Source organism: Demequina mangrovi (assembly GCF_000759715.1).
Classification (GTDB): Bacteria; Actinomycetota; Actinomycetes; order Actinomycetales; family Demequinaceae; genus Demequina; species Demequina mangrovi.
Window position 1 is genome coordinate 274,549 of the sequence record NZ_BBLU01000001.1, and the last position, 16,445, is coordinate 290,993.

Here is a 16,445-nt window from a genome sequence, read left to right on the forward strand (position 1 = left end):
GCGCCGCGGCGCCCGCGACGCCGCGGTGACGGCTGCGGCACCACCATCACCGCATGGCGGGATACCAAGCGCTCGAGGCGGCGGGGCTCAGCATCGTCGATCTGCTGCGCCGCCGGCTCGACGAGCGCGACGGCGGGGTGGGCGTGCGAGCGCTGCTCGCCAACAGCAGCACCCTCAAGACGCTCGAGACGGACGTCAACAACATCTTTCCCAAGCCCGCGATCTCGGTGTTCTGCTACCGCGTCAGCGTCGATCCCGAGACTCGCCCGGGATGGTCGGCCGCGGGCAGCACCGACGGGATCGCGCGCCTGCCGTTGCGCATGCACCTCCTGGTGGGCACGCACGTCGACACTGCCAACGAGGAGCTGCGGTGGCTCGGCCTCGCCGCGCAGATCCTCGAGGGCGAGCCCCTGCTCACCGGGCCGATGCTGCGACCCGTCCCCGTCTCGGCGACCGAGACCGTCGATCCATGGGGCGAGGGCGACGCGATCCAGGTGGTCCCGGACGATCTCGCGATGGACTCGATGAGCGAGGCGTTCCAGTCGCTGGACACCGCCTACCGGCTGCAGCTGCCGTACATCGCGCGGGTGATCCGCATCGACGCGCCCCCCGGCGACGGCTACGGCGCCGTGGGAACCGTCGCCGCCGGCGTGGAGCGTGTGACGACATGACCGCGACAGAACCCGACACGATCCCGTCCGGGGGCGGGCAGCTCCCCGTGCTGCACCGCCTCGCGCTGGGAGTGATGGTGCACGATGCCATCACGTCGGGACCGGCCAACGCACCGCTGCGCGTCGGCTGGGAGGCGCCGCCCCGGCTCCTGCCGCGTCGCACCGACCGCACCTGGCCATGCCTCGACCTCGAGCGGCTCGGGACCGGCCGGTACCGCCTCCGCGCCGACCGGCTGTGGCCGCCGTCGCTCACCGTGCGCCTCGACGACCCGAGCCGTCGTTACGTCTCGCGCAGGCTCGAGGTGCCGCTGTGGACCCTCGCCGAGGTGCGCGCCCAGGACGTCGACGTGCGGGCGCGCACCCTGCACGTGTGGCTCTGGCCTGGTGCCGCGTACCCGCTGCCGCCAGGGAGCACCGCGCTGCGCGGACGCATCGTCCACGGGGAGGATCCCGTGCGGTGGGCCCGGCTCACTGCGATCGACGCCAACGACGTGGTGCTGGGCCGGGCGCACGTGGACGACCGCGGCGAGTTCGTGCTGCGCGTCTCCACCGCGGGCCAGAACCCGCTCTCCAACGACGTGAAGGTGCCGCTGTCCCTGTTCGCCCCTCCCGCGCCCGCGGCCCTCCCGCCCGTGGAGCCGGTCCCGCGTCCGCCGAACCCGCCGCAGGAGACCGACCTCGACACCGAGCTGCTGCGCGGCAGGAGCGCGCCAGCGGCTCTCGTCCCGAGCAACCCCCAACCCTCGCCGGTCGATCTCCACGTCGGCAGGACCCGCGCCCTCGAGGCCGCCATCCCGTTCCTTCCGTGAGGAGAGCACCATGCCCGAGTACCTGACCCCAGGCGTCTACGTCGAGGAGACGAGCTTCCGCTCGCGCTCGATCGAGGGCGTCGCCACCTCGACCCTCGGCATGACGGGCCTCGCCCGGTACGGTCCCGTGCCCTACTTCCTCACCCCGCCCAACTGGGTGGACCCGCTGGTGATGGCCCCGCCACCGACGCTCGTCACCAGCTTCACCGAGTTCGAGCGCGCCTTCGGCGGCCTCGAGCCCGTGGGCGAGGCGGGCCTCCCGGACCGCACCAACTACCTTGCGTACGCGGCACGCGCCTTCTTCGCGAACGGCGGGCGGCGGCTCTACGTGTCGCGCGTCTTCGCGTTCACCCAGGACAACGGCGCCGTCGCGCTCGCGGGCAACTTCGGCCAGCTGCCGGTGGGGCCGAACGCGTTCTTCCGCACGCGCTGGCCCGGCGAGGCCGGGCTCGGCTTCGCCGTCAAGGTGGCGTTCGAACGGAGCAAGAACATCGTGGCGCCGGGCCTCAACGGCGGGCCGCCGGTGCTGCGAGGCGTGCTTCCGGGCGCGGCGGTCGAGACCTTCGCGTCCGAGGACGCGATCCCCAAGGGCATCGAGCCCACCCCTCCCGTCGCCGCCAACGTACGCATCGTGGGCAAGGACGCCCAGGGAAGGCTGGGCCTGATCCAGGCCAACGGAACCGTCACCGCTCCCGCCGGCGTGATCACGCACGTCACCGCCTCGATCAGCGTGCGGTGGGGAGATCTGCGGCTCGACACCTATCCCGGCCTCGAGCTGGGCAGCGACCACCCGAGGAGCATCGCCAACGTGCTCCAGCCCGAGGAGCCACCGGACGAGCAGACCCTCATCTGGTTCGACACCGGCGCGAACCCACCGGTCACGCCCCCGATCGCCGGCCTGGTCGCCGGGCTCGAGGGGTTGGCCGAGTGGACGCTCCTCACGGGCTCCTCGGAGGGGCAGCCCGTGGTGCCGGCCGACTACGCGGGAGCGCTGTCCGATCCCGACGACGAGAAGAAGGTGGCCACGGGTCTCGGCGCGCTGGCGGAGCAGGAGGACATCGCGATCGTCGCGGTGCCGGACGCCGTCCGCTTCCCCCTCCCTCAGCAGATCACCATCACCAACAGCCTGATCGAGCACTGCGAGCGGCCCCGGGCGTACCGCATCGGCATCGTCGACCCGCCCAAGGACAGCTCGATCGCGGGGGTCCGCGGGTTCCGGTCCCAGTTCGACACCTCCCGCGCGGCGCTCTACTACCCCTGGGTCGAGATCGTCGACCCGACGGTGCGGCCCGATCCCGGCGCACCGACGCCGCTGCTCCAGCTCCCGCCGAGCGGGTTCGCCGCCGGGATCTACGCACGCAGCGACGTCGCGCGCGGCGTGCACAAGGCGCCGGCGAACGAGGTGGTGCTGGGCATCACCGGGTTCAAGCAGAACATCACGTTCGACCGGCAGTCGGTGCTCAACCCGGAGGGGGTCAACGCGCTGCGCTTCTTCGAGGGGCGCGCGAACCGGGTCTGGGGAGCCCGCACCATGAGCTCCGACCCCGAGTGGAAGTACGTCAACGTGCGGCGGCTGTTCCTGTTCCTCGAGCACTCGATCGAGCGGTCGACTCAATGGGCGGTGTTCGAGCCGAACAACGAGCGCCTGTGGGCCTCGATCCGCCAGTCGATCGAGGACTTCCTCATCACGGTGTGGCGCACGGGCGCGCTGCTCGGGACCAAGCCCGAGGAGGCGTTCTTCGTGCGCTGCGACCGCACCACGATGACCCAGAACGACCTGGACAACGGCCGGATGATCTGCCTCATCGGCGTCGCGCCCACCTACCCCGCGGAGTTCGTGATCTTCCGCATCGGGCAGTGGACCGCGGATTCACGGCAGGCATGAGCCGCGCGGCGGCGGAAGGCAGGTGAGCCATGGCAACACGGGACAACCCCTACGGCGCCTTCAACTTCATCGTGAAGCTGGGCACCGCGGGCGGCGAGGATCAGATCGTTGGCGGGTTCTCCGACGTCAGCGGCCTGGGCAACGAGGTCAAGTACTCCGAGTACCGCAACGGCAACGATGCCGAGAACCATGTGCGCAAGGTGCCCAACATCAACAGCACGGATGACGTCACCCTCAAGCGCGGGGTCATCGGCGACCTGCGGCTCTTCGCATGGCTGAAGGCCCAGCGCCAGGGCGACCTCGAGCCACGGACCGTCACCATCACGCTGCTCGACGAGGGTCGGCAGGTGGTGTGCTCGTGGGTCCTCATGCAAGCGCAGCCCAAGAAGTGGGTGGGCCCCACCCTGGCGGGCAAGGGCGGCGGCGAGGTCGCGATGGAGGAGCTCCAGCTCGTCGCGGAGAGCATCGAGTTCGCGTCGTCGTGATCACCGCGACGGGCGCGCGCACGCCGGGGCGACCCGGCGTGTTCCTCGCGCCTGCGCGCCAGCAGGCGGACCTCCGGCCCGTGCGGTTGGACATCACCGGCTTCGTAGGCGTCGCGCTGCGCGGACCTGTGGACACCCCGGTGCGGGTCGAACGATGGTCCGACTTCGTCGACACGTTCGGCGGTTTCGAGGCGCCGCCGGGCGGGCCGACCCGGTTGCTGCCGTACGCGGTGTCGGCGTTCTTCCGCCAGGGCGGGCGCACGGCGTACGTGCTGCGGGTCGCACCGCACAGCCCCGAGGCAGGCTCGGGCGACGATGCCACCGCCCGCTTCCTGCTCACACCCGACGCCGGGCGGCCCGCGGGACTGAGCGCTGCCGACGAGGGCGAGTGGGGCAACGACCTCGCCGTCTCCCTCGTGTATCGCGCATCGCAGCGCGTGCTCGCCGAGGTCCTCGATGACGGCTCCCTGATGCTTCCCGCAGGCGCGGATGCGCCGGTGGGCTCGGTGCTGCGCCTGAGCGTGCCGGCCGACCCGGCGGGGACACGGATCCGCCGGGTGCAGGCCGTGGATGGACGCGCGCCCCGCGGAACGGCGCGGGCGGTGACGCTCGACACCGCGCCACCGTTCGGGTCGGGCGTGCTGCTCCGGGTCGAGGTGGTGACGGCGACCCTGACGGTGCGCCAGCCCCGCTCCCCGGGGCGCGCCGACGAGGTGATCGACGGCCTGGGCCTCCACCCCGGGCACCCGCGGTGGATCCGCGACGTGCTCGCGGATCCCTCGATGTCAGGTCTCGTCAGCCCCCGCGGCGACTGGACGGACGTCGACCTCACGCCGGAGGCCAGCCTCTCGCCGCTGATCGCCACGCTGGAGCACCGAGGCGCCGATCGGGCCCACCTCATCGACGCCACGGCCTTCTTCGACGACGGGCCCGCGGACCTCCACGCGATCGACGAGGAGGTCGCGCCGGGCCAGCCCGCCCCGCATGTGGGCGTCGACCGGATGGCGCGTGTGACCGAGATCGGCCTCCTGTGCGTGCCCGACCTCACCTGGGGCGCGTACCAGCCCGCGCCGCAGGCACCTGCCAGGCACCCGCACGCGCCGCTGCCGTGCCGGTGCCGCTCGTGCGAACCGCCCGCGCCCGAGCCTGGCTGGCGCGCGCCGGATCCACCCCGCGGCAGGCTGGACGCACGCGACCCGGACTCGATGCGCGAGATCACGCTCCGCCAGCACCGCATCGTCGAGGTGGCGCGCCAGGCCGAACGCTTCGTGGCGTTGCTGGACGTTCCGGACGGCCTCGCCGTCGAACAGATCGCCGCGTGGCGCGCGACGTTCGACAGCTCCTACGCCGCGGCGTACCACCCGTGGCTGGCCGTCGCAGCAGAGGGCGGCGGCGAGACGGTCACGATGGCGCCTTCGTGCTTCGCCGCCGGGATCATCGCCGCGCGCGAGAACCGCCTCGGGCTCCCTTGGGGACCCGCCAACGAGCTCGCGGACGGAGCGGTGCAGGCACGGTCCGCGGTGACGGACGCGCTGCACGAGTCGCTCCACGGCATGGGCGTCAACGTCTACCGGCGAGAGCGCGACGGCTTCCGTCTGAGCGCGGCACGCACGCTGTCCACGGACCCCGACTACCGCCAACTGTCCGTGCGGCGGCTGATGACGATGCTGCGCCTCACCCTGCAACGCGAGTGCGCGGACCTCGCATTCGAGCCGAACACACCCGAGCTGCGCGAGCGGCTACGCCAGCTCGTCACGCACCTGCTGCGCGGACTCGCTCGCCAGGGCGCGTTCGCCGGCCGCTCCGAGGCCGAGTCCTTCTTCGTGCACTGCGGCGACGACGTCAACCCGCCGTCCTCCCAAGCGCTCGGACGGCTCATCGCGGAGATAGGAGTGGCACCGGCGGCGCCGCTCGAGTTCATCCTGGTCCGGATCGCACGGGACCCCGACGGTGCGCTGGGGGTGGAAAGTGACGGAGTCTAGCGACCTCGCGTTGGCACCGAGCTACCTGCTGCCCGCCTTCCGCTTCCAGGTCACGCTGACCGCGGCCCCGGGGCCCGTACCGACCGAGGAGAAGAAGTTCAATGCGAGCGAGTGGAACCCCTCGCCGCTGGGCAAGGGAGGGTTCTCCGAGTGCAGCGGCCTCGAGCTCGAGACCGACGTGAAGGAGTACCTGGAGGGCGGGCGCAACGACGGCGTCATCCGCCGCGTGGGCCGGGTCAAGCTCTCCCCCATCGTCCTCAAGCGCGGCATGTTCGCGAAGGACGGCAAATCGCGCGCGAATGCCGACCTGTGGCTGTGGCTCACCCGCACCGTGAGCGGCGAGCTGCCCGTGACGCGCTACAACGGCCGCATCGAGATCCAGAACGCCGCCGGCACGCGCACGATGGCGGTGTGGACCTTCGAGCGCGGGCTGCCGTTGAAGGTGACCGGACCCACGCTCAACGCGCGGACCGGCGAGATCGCGGTCGAGGAGCTGCACATCGCCCATGAGGGCCTGCGGATGGAGACGTAGTCATGGAGCTCGAGGTGGCGGAGCTGATCCCGCTCAAGGACAAGGTCGTCGACAAGAAGAAGGGCACGCGTCGGTACTGGTACGAGAAGGGCGCTGCCGGAGAACGGGTGCAGTTCAACCCCACGTCCCTGAAGATCTCCACCACGAACAATGTGGATACCGGGGGCTCGACCACGCGGACGCAGAAGCATCAGACCCCGTCGGTGCAGCCGTCGACACTCTCCTTCGACCTGGAGTTCGACACTGCCGAGGCGCTGAACAACAAGGGCGAGCCTCAGGACGTCCGCGAGCTCACGGAGCACATCCGGAGGTTCTGCACCCCCAACGACAAGGACCCCGGCAAGCCGCCGCCGGCACTGCTGTTCCACTGGGGGAAGTTCCTCTTCTACGGCATCGTCACCCAGCTCACCGAGGACATCGACTACTTCTCCCCCGACGGCTACCCGCTGCGGGCCAAGGTCTCGGTGTCCATGACCGAGGTCAACGGCAAGTGGGACGCGGCGGAGCTCGGCCCCGGTGCCCGGGAACGCGACGACGCTCTGAAGGGCACGCCCGGGCCGCAGTACTCCGATGGCGCCACCACTCCCGATCCGCCGCTGGGCAACGGGGCCGGCTCGGCGCCGACGGCGAACCCGGTCGCGGCGGTGATCGCCCGCGCGGGCGAGAGCGTGCAGCAGCTGCTCACACGCCTCGACCAGGATCCCGAGACGTGGCGCTCCGCGATGGCCGGCCTCGACAGCCCGCTCTCGCTGAGCGCGGGTGCCCAGGTGCAGCTCGGCGCCGCCGCGTCCGCATCGGCCGGACTCGGGGTCGCGGGTGGTGCGACGGCGTCAGCGAGCGTCTCGGCGGAGGCGGGTGCACGGGCGGCGCTGGGCCTTGAGGGCGGCGCGGCGGCGCGCGTGGGCGGCGTCGGCGCGCAGGCCGCCGCGGGCTTCGCGCTCGCCGAGGCTGGCGGCATCGTGCAGGCAGGCGCCCGCGCCGACGCCTCAGCCGCCGCATCCGCGCAGGCGGGTGCACGCGCACAGTTCGCGGTGCCGCTCCAGGCCCAGGCCTCGGCGTCCGCGAGCGCCCACGCGAGCGCGCACACGGATGCGCGGAGCCTCACGTTCGGCCGCGGCGTGCCCCTGCGCGCTCGCGTCTCCGGTGACGCTGCGGCGACGCCAGGGCCGTGAGACTGCACGCAGAGGCTCGGGGGAGGTGGTCGCGGTGGCCGTGCACGTGGGCGAGGTCCACACGGATCTCTCGAGCAACGGCGCGGGCGGCGGCGCCGCCGCGGCCTCGTCGGGCGAGCAGGCTCCCACCTACCCTGGCGTGAACGAGGATCGCTGGAGCGCCGCCGAGCGCCGCGTGACCGAGCTTCGCCGGCGCGTCCGGGCCGAGGACTTCGATGACTGATGCGCTGCTCGCCGTCGCGTCGCCGGTGTTCACCGTCGCACGCGAGGTGGTGGGGACGCTCGCCCGCGACTGCGTGCGGCTCACCATCGATGAGGGCGTGGATGGGCTGCGGACCCTCGAGGCGCGGTTCGTCGCGAGCGGCATCGGGGCGGCAGGCCCGCCCGGGCCGATGCTCCACCTCGACGGCAGCGAGTTCGACTTCGGTACCGAGATCCAGGTCGCGGTGGGCGGCAGCGGCGCGCAGCACGAGGTGTTCGACGGCGCGGTCTCGGCGATCGAGGCGGTCTTCGGGGACAGCGAGCCTCCGGCGGTGGTGATGCTTGCCGAGGACCCGCTGATGCGCCTGCGGATGACCCGCCGGATGCGCACCTACACCGATGTGACGGACGCCGACGTGGTCCGCCAGCTCGCGCAGGAGCACGGGCTGGACGCCGATGTCGCCGCCGAGGGCCCCCGCCACGACGTGCTGCAGCAGATCAACCAGAGCGACCTCGCCTTCCTGCGTGAGCGCGCGCGGCTGCTGCAGACGGACCTGTGGTGCCGCGACGGGACCCTGCATCTCAGCGACCGCCCGTCGCGCACCGGCGCGCGCATCACCCTCCTTCACGGTGGCGACCTGCTCACATGCCGGATCAGCGCAGACCTCGCACACCAGCGCACCGAGGTGGTGGTGAGCGGCTACAACACGCGCACGGAGGACGTGATCGACGAGCGTGCGGGTGCCGAAGCCATCCAGGCGGAGGCCCAACCCGGGCGCACCGGCCCCCAGGTGCTCGAGCAGGCGTTCGGGGCGAGCGCCGGCATGCGCGTGCGCGAGGTGCCCGAGACCGCCGCGCAGGCCTCAGCGTGGGCGCGGGCGGAGATGCTCCGCCGCTCCCGCCGGTTCGTCACGGTGCATGGCACCACGCGAGGGACGCCGCAGCTGGATGTCGGAAGCCAGGTGCGGCTCGAGCTGGTCGGACCGCCGTTCGACGGCGACGGCTACTACGTCACGCGCGTGACGCACACGTACGACAACGTGCGCGGGCTGCGGACCTCGTTCCAGGCCGAGCGCGCGACCCTGAACGAGGCGGCGTGATGGCGCTCCCGCAGCCGACGGACGGTGCCGGTCCCCGCTTCTTCGGGGTGTACCCGGCGCTGGTCACCAAGATCACGGACGACCCGGCACGCCAAGGCCGGGTGCAGGTCAGGTTCCCGTCGCTGGGGACCGACGGCGACCGCGACGTGCGGGGATGGGCACGGCTGTGCTCGCCCTACGCGGACAAGGACCAGGGTCTCCAGATCATGCCCGAGGTCGACAGCGAGGTGGTGGTCGCCTTCGAGGCCGGCGACTTCCGCCGCGGCTACATCGTGGGCGCGGCGTGGAACGGCACCGCCGGGCAGCCGGAGTCGCCCCAGGACCCGAACAACATCAGGGTGCTCCGCACGCGTGAGGACAGCCGGCTCGAGTTCGATGACACCGCGGGCGCGCCGAAGATCAGCCTCACCACGCGCAGCGGTCACCAGGTGGTGCTGAGCGAGAGCCCGCAGGAGATCACCATCACGCACGTCAACGGCTGCACCATCACGCTCAACGCGACCGGCGGGATCGACATCAACGCGAACAGCGTGGTGACGGTGACGGCGCCGTCGCTCTCGGTGAACGCCCCGACCTCCACGTTCAGCGGCATCGTCACCTGCCAGACGCTCATCGCCAACGTCGCGGTGACCTCGCCCATGTACAGCCCGGGAGTGGGGAACCTCTGGTGAACGACATCGGCTTCGTCATGTGCTCCCCCTGGTACTTCAGGGAGCGCGAGCAGGTCGACCTGCGCTCGCCGCTCGCGCATCGGCCTCGGCTGCAGATGTACGACGCCCCCGACTTCGTCGACCGCATGCTCGCGGACCCCGCCGACAGCGTGGAGTTCGGGGCCGACGACGTGTGGACGTACCCGGTACCCGTCACGTCGCCGTCCGGCAACGGGCGCGCGCGCCTCGCCACGTCGCGCCTGGTGCCCACTCATCTGCGCAAGCTCTACCAGCCGCTCCATGAGCGCTTCTACGTGGTGGTGGTCGAGGTGCTGTGCGACGCGCCCGGGCTGCCCCGTGCGGGCCGGCACGAGGACATCACGGTCGGGTTCCGCATGCGGCGGCTCCACACGTGCGTCACGGGCAAGGGCCAGCCGTCGCGGCGGGTGGCAAGCAAGCTGGTCGCCGAGCTCGCGAAGGACCCCGCGCTCGAGAAGGCCGCGAACGCGCCGGACGTCCGCGACGTGTGGTGGGCGGACACGGCGTGGCGCGAGCGCTTCAAGAAGGCCAACGAGGACGACCTGGCGAAGATCGACTGGAGCACCGACGTCCAGCGCTGGCTCACGTCACCCGGCGGCGGCGGGCGGTGGGCGACGGTGTGCTCCCCCGCCGATGCGCCGACCCCCGGGGAGACCGAGGAGCTAGTGCCGATGACGCGGATGCCTGTGCGGTCCCGGGACAAGGAGTGCGCGGACGATGCGGGGCCCGCGGGGCCCGCTTCGCGCTCGCTTTGGTTCGGCGTGGTCCCGACCTACTCGGGAGACCACTGGATGGCGCCGCGCCCGGGGGGCCGGCCCGATGCGATCGAGCCGAAGCTCGACCCGCACGCCATCTACGAGATCGAGTGCGTCGTCACGCGCGTGCGGCCCGGCTGCCCGCCCGAGACGTGGGCGAGCGCGCCGACGGAGCCGTTCCGCCTCGCCGATCCCATGGACCCGGCGGGCACCAAGAACCGCACCGTCACCATCACGCTGCCCGACTTCCGTCGCCTCGCCGCCCGCGCGGGCGAGCCGCAGGGCCCCGGTGGCGTCCGCATCGTCACCCCGCCGGGCTCCCAGATGAAGTTCAGCCCGTTCGGCGGGCCGCCAGGCTCCGGCAAAGGCGTCATCGGCGCCGGCGCGGCCGTGTGCACGTTCGCGATCGAACTGCTCTTCATCGTCGCGTTCTTCCTGTTCCTCATGTTCCTGCCGATCGTCGTGCTCGCGTTCCAGCTGTGGTGGATGCTCGCGCTGAGGTTCTGCATCCCGCCTCGCGTGGGCTTCGCGGCGATGGAGGACTTCCTGGCGACGGCCTCGCTGGGATCGCTCAGCGCCGATGCGCGCGCCGAGTTCAACCTCGCGATGGGCATGGACTTCCGGGATGTGCCGATCGACGGCGACCATCCGGACTGGGCGGGCGCCCTCGACGACGCGGACCTGCCCGACGGCGCGGGCAAGGTGTTCGCCGGCAACCACAACCTCACGCATGCGTTGGTCGCCGGGACGGATCCCACCACCGCGGTGCCGCCCGCGCCGTTGCCGCGGACCGACAGCCCGGACGATCCGCTGTGCCCGGCGACGCGGTCGCGGTAGGCCAGCGCGCGGGCGTCGGCGCGCGCGCTGCGCCGCAACCCGTCACCCCGACGACGCCACGCCACGTCGCGGCGACGCGCACCCGGAGCACGCTTCCCCGTCAGCTCGCGCTCGGCGGTTCCGCTCGGGTACCGCTCACGCATCCGGCGAGCCCCCGTGAGGCCGAAGCCCACGCGACGGCCTCGCGGGTCACGAGCGCGCCGACCGGGCCGACGCCGGACCCGGCGGAGGCGCGGGCCACCCGGGTCGGCGGCGCGGGCGATCCGACTCCCGCGGATCCCGGTCGCCCCCTGCCGCGTCCGGCGCGCGCGTGGGCCGAGCCCGCCCTGGGCACGCCCCTTGACGACGTCCGGATCCACACGGGTCCAGCAGCGTCGGACGCGGCCGCGAGGGTGGGCGCCACCGCGTTCACGGTCGGGAGCCACATCACGTTCTCCGCGGGCGCATATTCTCCCGACGCCCCCGAGGGCCGCCGACTGCTGGCCCACGAGCTCACGCACGTGCTCCAGCATCGCCGGGAGCCCTCCTCGTTGGTGCACCGCCAGCCCGCCGTCACCGTAGACACCGCCGAGCTGCCCGAGGGCACTCACTTCCAGGTGCTCGCCGACGGGACGGTTCTGATCGACGACGCCTGGTTGCTGGGCGACCCCGGCAAGCGCCGCACGCCGGGCGGCGGGCTCATCGCGCCCACCCGAATGCAGGAGGTACTTCACGCACTGCGGGCGGCCCACCTCCCGTGGGTCGACCCGGCGGAGATCCCCAGGCTCGCCACGCTGGTGGGTGTCATCGGCGCCGACCTCGCGCTGAGGTCTCATCGCTACGAGCTCGGGTTTTCCCTCTATCAGGCGGTGGGCCCGCCGCCCGGCGTCGACGCGATCGCCACGCGCGCCCAGGACGGCATGTCCGTGATCCTGCGCCAGTCGCGCGTCGCACCGGGCGCCGGCGACACGCCGGTGAGCGTGAACCTCTCGCCTGAGGTGCGGGCCCAGATGATGCGCGCGCTCGAGGACGCGACAGGTCTTGGGGCGCATGCGGCCGTCCGCGAGCGCGTGATCCATGGCTCGCACCCGCTGATCGTGCGCACGCAGCCGGGCACGCATGGCATCCAGGTCTCCCTCAGCAAGCGTGCGATGGAGGACCTCTTCGGGGTGACCGTGTGGGAGGCGTACCTCGCGCTCCCCCGCTCGCCGAGCATCGGCGGCACCCCCACCCCGCGACGATCGGACGCCGAACGCTATCCCCGCTGGCTCCCCCGCGGCACTCTCGCAGTCTGGCCGGTACTCGAGCGCTACGTGGCGGGGGCGAACGTCGACCTCTCGCTCGAGTGGGACCACGGGGTCAGCCCCGACGCGGGGTTCGTCCTACTGCCCGGCCATTGCGACTACGAGTGGCGGGTGACGCGCGACGGGAAGACGGTCGACTCGCAGGGCTCGGGGTGGTTCGGGAACTCAAGGACGGCGCGGCTCGAACTCGACGGAGGCCCGGGCGTGTACCGGGTCGCGGTGGTGGCGACCAGCCGGCACTTCCTCACGCCTGATCACACGTTCCGCGCGCACCTCACGCTCACCGCGGTGGACGAGGCGACGGCCGACCGCGCCGCGTTCGACAGGGCCGCGACGGGCCGCGATCAGCCGTTCGAGCGTGGGCCGCGCGGGGTGCTCCGGCTCAAGCCGGGCCAGAAGCCGCTGACCGTCGCACAGGAGCTCCAGAGCCTGGCCATCACCGAAGGCGCGATGGACGCGCTGCTCGCGCAGGGGCGGCTCACCGCCGACCACCACCGCACACTCAAGGAGGAGCTCGCGAAGCAGCGTGCTGGGCTCGAGCGGGTGAGCACGCGCACCGCGGGCGGCGCGCCCTACGTGGTCCGTGGGTCGTTCGTGAGCCGCGAGGACTCGACTTCGACCGACCTGCGCGTGCTGCTGCACTTCCTCGCCCGAGCCTCCGCAGACGGCTGGGCCTCGTACTCGGTCATCCTCCATGACACGACCCTTGGCGCCGCGGTCCAGCACCCCGGATCCGCGGTGATGCCGGTCGCGCGCGACGCCAATGCGGAGTTCGCGGGAGTCGAGGCCGCCGCGCTCGACGACATGGCGGACCACGTTCACGCGCACAACGACTACCCCGACGGCACGGTGCACCTCGCCGCCCAGATGATGAACGCCAGCCGCGTCTGGGAGGCGAAGCGGGACACCGCCAACGCCCGCAAGACCGCGAAGAGCATCCTCGGCACGATCGCGCTCGCCGGCGGCGTCGTGCTTCTCTTCGTGCCCGGCGGGGGGTTCGTCTCCGCCGCGATCTTCACCATCACCGCGACCGCCGGCGTCGCGGCCGTCGCGCTCGAGATCGAGGACCGCGTCGCGAAGGAGGGCGAGCTCAAGTTCGATCGCCGGCTCGCGCTCGACGTGCTCCAGGTCGTATCGGTCGCGCTCCCCTTTGGGCGCCTCGCGGGCGTCCTCGCGAACGCAAGCCGGATGGCCAAGGTCGGGTACCTGGTGTCGATGACAACGGTCGACGTCGCCCAAGGCTTCCTCATCGCCGCCGAGGTGCGGGACCAGCTCGCCCTCATCGAGGCGAGCACCGAGCTCGCGCTCGCGCGGGCGACCACCGACGACGAGCGGCGCCGCATCCTCGCAGACCGCGACCGGAAGGTGGGCCAGGTCATCGGCGGCGCGATGATCAACGGGGGGTTCATCCTCCTGTCGGTCGGCGGCGGCCTCAAGGAGACGTCGCTTACCTTGCGCGATGGTACCGGGATCAAAGTCCGCAATCCCATCGTGCAGATGAGCGATCCCGGCGAGATCCGGCGGACCCTCGAACGGGGCTGGTTTGAGCATCCCAATACCGAGGGCACGATCGAGAAGGTCGCGATCAGCACGGACGAGCGCGCGTTTCTCGCCGAGGGCGGCGACACACCCGCCGTGCCGGGCGGCGACACACCCGCCGTGCCGGGCGGCGATACACCCGCCTCCGAACCCGCCGTCTCCGTGCAGCCTCCGCGCCAGCCCGTGGACCACGCCGCGCGCCGCGCCGCGCGCGTCGAGGCGATGCGCACGCGTCTCGCCGAGTACGGCAGGCGACCCGGGCGCGCGACGCAGGCCAAGCGCCTGCGCAAGGCCCTCGACGAGGCGGTGGCACGAGGCGACGCCGAGCTCACGGATCGGGTGGTGAAGAGCCTCAAGGACACCTTGGCGAATGAGCGCGTCGCCACGCGGGAGCAGCAGCATGTCGTCGACCTCCATGACCCGAGGGCGCTCGACGCTTTCGACGAGGCGATAAGCGAGCCCTCGCTCGAGGGGAACCCCGAGTGGGTCGCCTACCGGGAGCTCGTCCGGGACCGGTACGTCACAAAGGGGTTGGTCGACGTGGGCAGGTCCTCACGTTCAACCGACGGCAAGCACGTCGCCGGCACCGCGGAGATGCGCGCGCGCTTCCTCGCAGGCATCAAGGACGCTGCGGTGGTCCGCGCCGCCGCGGAGATGACCACGAGCCACCTGCAGCAGGCGACGGCCCGCGCGGGAAGTGGCGAGGGTGCCGTGAGAGCAGGAGACGCCATATGGGTCGACCGTCTCTCCGGGGACCGCTGCGCACCCGACGCGCCGAATGCGACGCTATGGCCGGCGGACCCGGTCTGGGGGGTTTGGCGCGTCGATCACATCGTCGAACTGCGCCACGGCGGCCTCGACGACGCGGGCAACTACGTCGCCGCCCCGCAACGGATGCACGCGATCAAGACGGACGCGATGCGCGCCTTCGGCAATGCCGTCATCGCGATCGAGTGACATCGCGTCACGGCCCGACGTACCGCACCTTAACCTTCGTCAGCCCGATCACGGAGTGGTAATTCACCTGCTTGATGAGGTCCTCGTTGCCCCAGTCCACGTGCACGCAGCCGTGCGACGTGAAGTCGAGCGGCCCGGCGTGCAGCGCCTCGCCCTTGTTGTAGAAGACCGCGAAGCTCATGTTCGCCGCGCGGAAGCCCCCCGAATCCTTCTTGGCGTACCGCTTGTTCGGCCCCTCCCGGTCGGACCATTGGAAATCCACGCCGGGGGTGCCCGACGCGCTCCCGCTGTTGTAGCCGAAGCCCTCGATGCGATGGACCGTGAAGGTGCCCGGATCGGTCTTCATCTTCCCGGACCCGCCCGAGACCGCGAGGGCGAACGCGGGGAGTGCCACCGGGCTCGCGTGGTAGCTCACGATCGCGACGCCCGTGTCGAACAAGCTCCCGCCCGCGTCGGTGCTGGTGCCGGTGAAGAACACCTCGATCTTCTCGATCCACGGCTTCGTCGCCTTGTCCTTGACGGGATTGAAGGAGTCCTCGATCAGGGTGGCCGTGTCGCGCTCGCCGAACGCGAAGGAGCCCCTGCGCCGGTACCGCTGCACCACCGCCGCACCTGCGGGGTCCCCGGAAGCGGCGACCACATGCGCGAGCTCGTGCGCGAGCAGCCGCCGACCCGCGGGGGTGGGGGCACGCGGAGCGTCGCGCCCCAGCACCACGTGGTCGCCTACCGCGTATGCCGCGGCGTCGACATCCGCCGCCGAGCGACCGGCCACCGCGCCCTCGTGGAGCCGGACCGACGCGAGAGACGCCCCGAACCGCGATTCCCACGCCGCACGCTCGTCCCCGTGCAGCGGGCGTCCAGGCTCGGAGACGGCGGAGCGCACCGACTCCGGGGCCTGCGCGGAGGTCGCGGGGCGCATCCGGGACAGCGCCCCCGACAGCCGACCCTCGCGCCCGATGCGGTGCGCGGCCTCCTCCGCGGCGCGCTCGTGCGCGCCATGGCTGGCGTCCAGCAGCAGGGCGGTACGCGTCGCGGGCGGCCGGGGCGCCCGCCGCAGCGCGCGCGGCATGCCTCCAGGCTAGGGCGGCGTCGCGCGGCAGGCAATGACATCGCAACGCCCCCGTGACGGGCGGCGCACCACCATCGAGGCATGACGGACATCGTCGAGCAGTGGACCGGCACAGGGTTCCGCCTGCCCCTGGTCCCCGATCCCGTGACCGGGCGCTTCGCGTCGCTGAAGGGGATGGACCTCATCCGCCAGTCGGTCACCACCATCCTCGACACCGAGCCCGGCGAGCGCATCATGCTCCCGGGCTTCGGTTGCGGGCTCCGGCGCTACCTCATGGCACCGAACTCGGTCGCCACGCGGACCGCGATGGCGGAGGACATCAAGGCGGCGCTCGAGGTCTGGGAGCCGCGGATCCAGCTCCTCGAGACCTCCGTCACCGCGGGCGACGACCCCTCGCTCGTGTGGATCGACATCGCGTACGTGCGCCGCGCCGACCGGCGCGCCGACAACCTCGTCTACCCGTTCTACCTGCAGTGACA

14 protein-coding genes are annotated in these 16,445 nt (G+C 72.1%); 13 read left to right on the forward strand and 1 reads right to left on the reverse strand.

Translation table 11 applies throughout. The features are described 5' to 3' along the window. Positions 1-53: 53 nt before the first annotated feature. From TR42_RS01225 to TR42_RS13970, 12 genes are read left to right on the forward strand one after another with little or no spacing between them, the layout of a single operon-like run. Positions 54-671 carry a Pvc16 family protein gene (locus TR42_RS01225; RefSeq protein WP_042212251.1) on the forward strand — a complete coding sequence of 206 codons (618 nt, stop codon included), beginning with the start codon at positions 54-56 and terminating at the stop codon, positions 669-671. Next, entirely contained in the window at positions 668-1,480 is an 813-nt protein-coding gene (locus tag TR42_RS01230; RefSeq protein WP_042212252.1) for a hypothetical protein, read from the forward strand. The genes TR42_RS01225 and TR42_RS01230 overlap by 4 nt, the downstream gene beginning before the upstream one ends. Positions 1,481-1,490: 10 nt before the next feature. Then, complete coding sequence (locus tag TR42_RS01235; RefSeq protein ID WP_042212254.1) at positions 1,491-3,365, forward strand: phage tail sheath family protein; 1,875 nt, start codon at positions 1,491-1,493, stop codon at positions 3,363-3,365. Between the two features lie 29 nt (positions 3,366-3,394). Continuing rightward, complete coding sequence (locus TR42_RS01240; protein ID WP_042212256.1) at positions 3,395-3,850, forward strand: phage tail protein; 456 nt, start codon at positions 3,395-3,397, stop codon at positions 3,848-3,850. Then, positions 3,847-5,832, forward strand: coding sequence for a phage tail sheath family protein (locus TR42_RS13965; protein WP_052405488.1), 1,986 nt, complete (start codon positions 3,847-3,849; stop codon positions 5,830-5,832). The genes TR42_RS01240 and TR42_RS13965 overlap by 4 nt, the downstream gene beginning before the upstream one ends. Then, positions 5,819-6,364 carry a phage tail protein gene (locus tag TR42_RS01250; protein ID WP_201770758.1) on the forward strand — a complete coding sequence of 182 codons (546 nt, stop codon included), beginning with the start codon at positions 5,819-5,821 and terminating at the stop codon, positions 6,362-6,364. Before TR42_RS13965 ends, TR42_RS01250 begins: the two co-directional genes overlap by 14 nt. 2 nt (positions 6,365-6,366) lie before the next feature. After that, on the forward strand, positions 6,367-7,536 hold the full coding sequence (locus TR42_RS01255) for a CIS tube protein (protein ID WP_042212259.1): 1,170 nt from the start codon (positions 6,367-6,369) through the stop codon (positions 7,534-7,536). A 34-nt stretch (positions 7,537-7,570) separates the two neighbouring features. Further along, a complete protein-coding gene (locus TR42_RS01260) occupies positions 7,571-7,759 on the forward strand; it encodes a hypothetical protein (RefSeq protein ID WP_143058858.1) in 189 nt (62 codons plus the stop codon). After that, complete coding sequence (locus TR42_RS01265; RefSeq protein WP_042212262.1) at positions 7,752-8,837, forward strand: phage late control D family protein; 1,086 nt, start codon at positions 7,752-7,754, stop codon at positions 8,835-8,837. The genes TR42_RS01260 and TR42_RS01265 overlap by 8 nt, the downstream gene beginning before the upstream one ends. Then, positions 8,837-9,508: a phage baseplate assembly protein V gene (locus TR42_RS01270; protein ID WP_042212264.1), complete on the forward strand. Its 672-nt coding sequence runs from the start codon at positions 8,837-8,839 to the stop codon at positions 9,506-9,508. Before TR42_RS01265 ends, TR42_RS01270 begins: the two co-directional genes overlap by 1 nt. Continuing rightward, a complete protein-coding gene (locus tag TR42_RS14930) occupies positions 9,505-11,118 on the forward strand; it encodes a hypothetical protein (RefSeq protein ID WP_042212267.1) in 1,614 nt (537 codons plus the stop codon). Before TR42_RS01270 ends, TR42_RS14930 begins: the two co-directional genes overlap by 4 nt. Next, positions 11,094-14,897, forward strand: coding sequence for an eCIS core domain-containing protein (locus TR42_RS13970; protein WP_052405489.1), 3,804 nt, complete (start codon positions 11,094-11,096; stop codon positions 14,895-14,897). The genes TR42_RS14930 and TR42_RS13970 overlap by 25 nt, the downstream gene beginning before the upstream one ends. 7 nt (positions 14,898-14,904) lie before the next feature. Here TR42_RS13970 and TR42_RS01285 read toward each other — a convergent pair whose 3' ends face one another. Then, positions 14,905-15,966 carry an eCIS core domain-containing protein gene (locus tag TR42_RS01285; RefSeq protein ID WP_042212269.1) on the reverse strand — a complete coding sequence of 354 codons (1,062 nt, stop codon included), beginning with the start codon at positions 15,964-15,966 and terminating at the stop codon, positions 14,905-14,907. A gap of 81 nt (positions 15,967-16,047) precedes the next feature. Here TR42_RS01285 and TR42_RS01290 point away from each other — a divergent pair, with 81 nt between their 5' ends. Next, entirely contained in the window at positions 16,048-16,443 is a 396-nt protein-coding gene (locus TR42_RS01290; protein ID WP_042212271.1) for a GPW/gp25 family protein, read from the forward strand. Positions 16,444-16,445: the final 2 nt, after the last annotated feature.

Bases quoted from the DNA above. Each gene is read 5' to 3' on its own strand.
- TR42_RS01290 (WP_042212271.1), top strand. From the start codon at position 16,048: ATGACGGACATCGTCGAGCAGTGGACCGGCACAGGGTTCCGCCTGCCC.
- TR42_RS01270 (WP_042212264.1), top strand. From the start codon at position 8,837: ATGGCGCTCCCGCAGCCGACGGACGGTGCCGGTCCCCGCTTCTTCGGG.
- TR42_RS01255 (WP_042212259.1), top strand. From the start codon at position 6,367: ATGGAGCTCGAGGTGGCGGAGCTGATCCCGCTCAAGGACAAGGTCGTC.
- TR42_RS01235 (WP_042212254.1), top strand. From the start codon at position 1,491: ATGCCCGAGTACCTGACCCCAGGCGTCTACGTCGAGGAGACGAGCTTC.
- TR42_RS01225 (WP_042212251.1), top strand. From the start codon at position 54: ATGGCGGGATACCAAGCGCTCGAGGCGGCGGGGCTCAGCATCGTCGAT.
- TR42_RS01285 (WP_042212269.1), bottom strand. From the start codon at position 15,966: ATGCCGCGCGCGCTGCGGCGGGCGCCCCGGCCGCCCGCGACGCGTACC.
- TR42_RS01265 (WP_042212262.1), top strand. From the start codon at position 7,752: ATGACTGATGCGCTGCTCGCCGTCGCGTCGCCGGTGTTCACCGTCGCA.
- TR42_RS01230 (WP_042212252.1), top strand. From the start codon at position 668: ATGACCGCGACAGAACCCGACACGATCCCGTCCGGGGGCGGGCAGCTC.
- TR42_RS01240 (WP_042212256.1), top strand. From the start codon at position 3,395: ATGGCAACACGGGACAACCCCTACGGCGCCTTCAACTTCATCGTGAAG.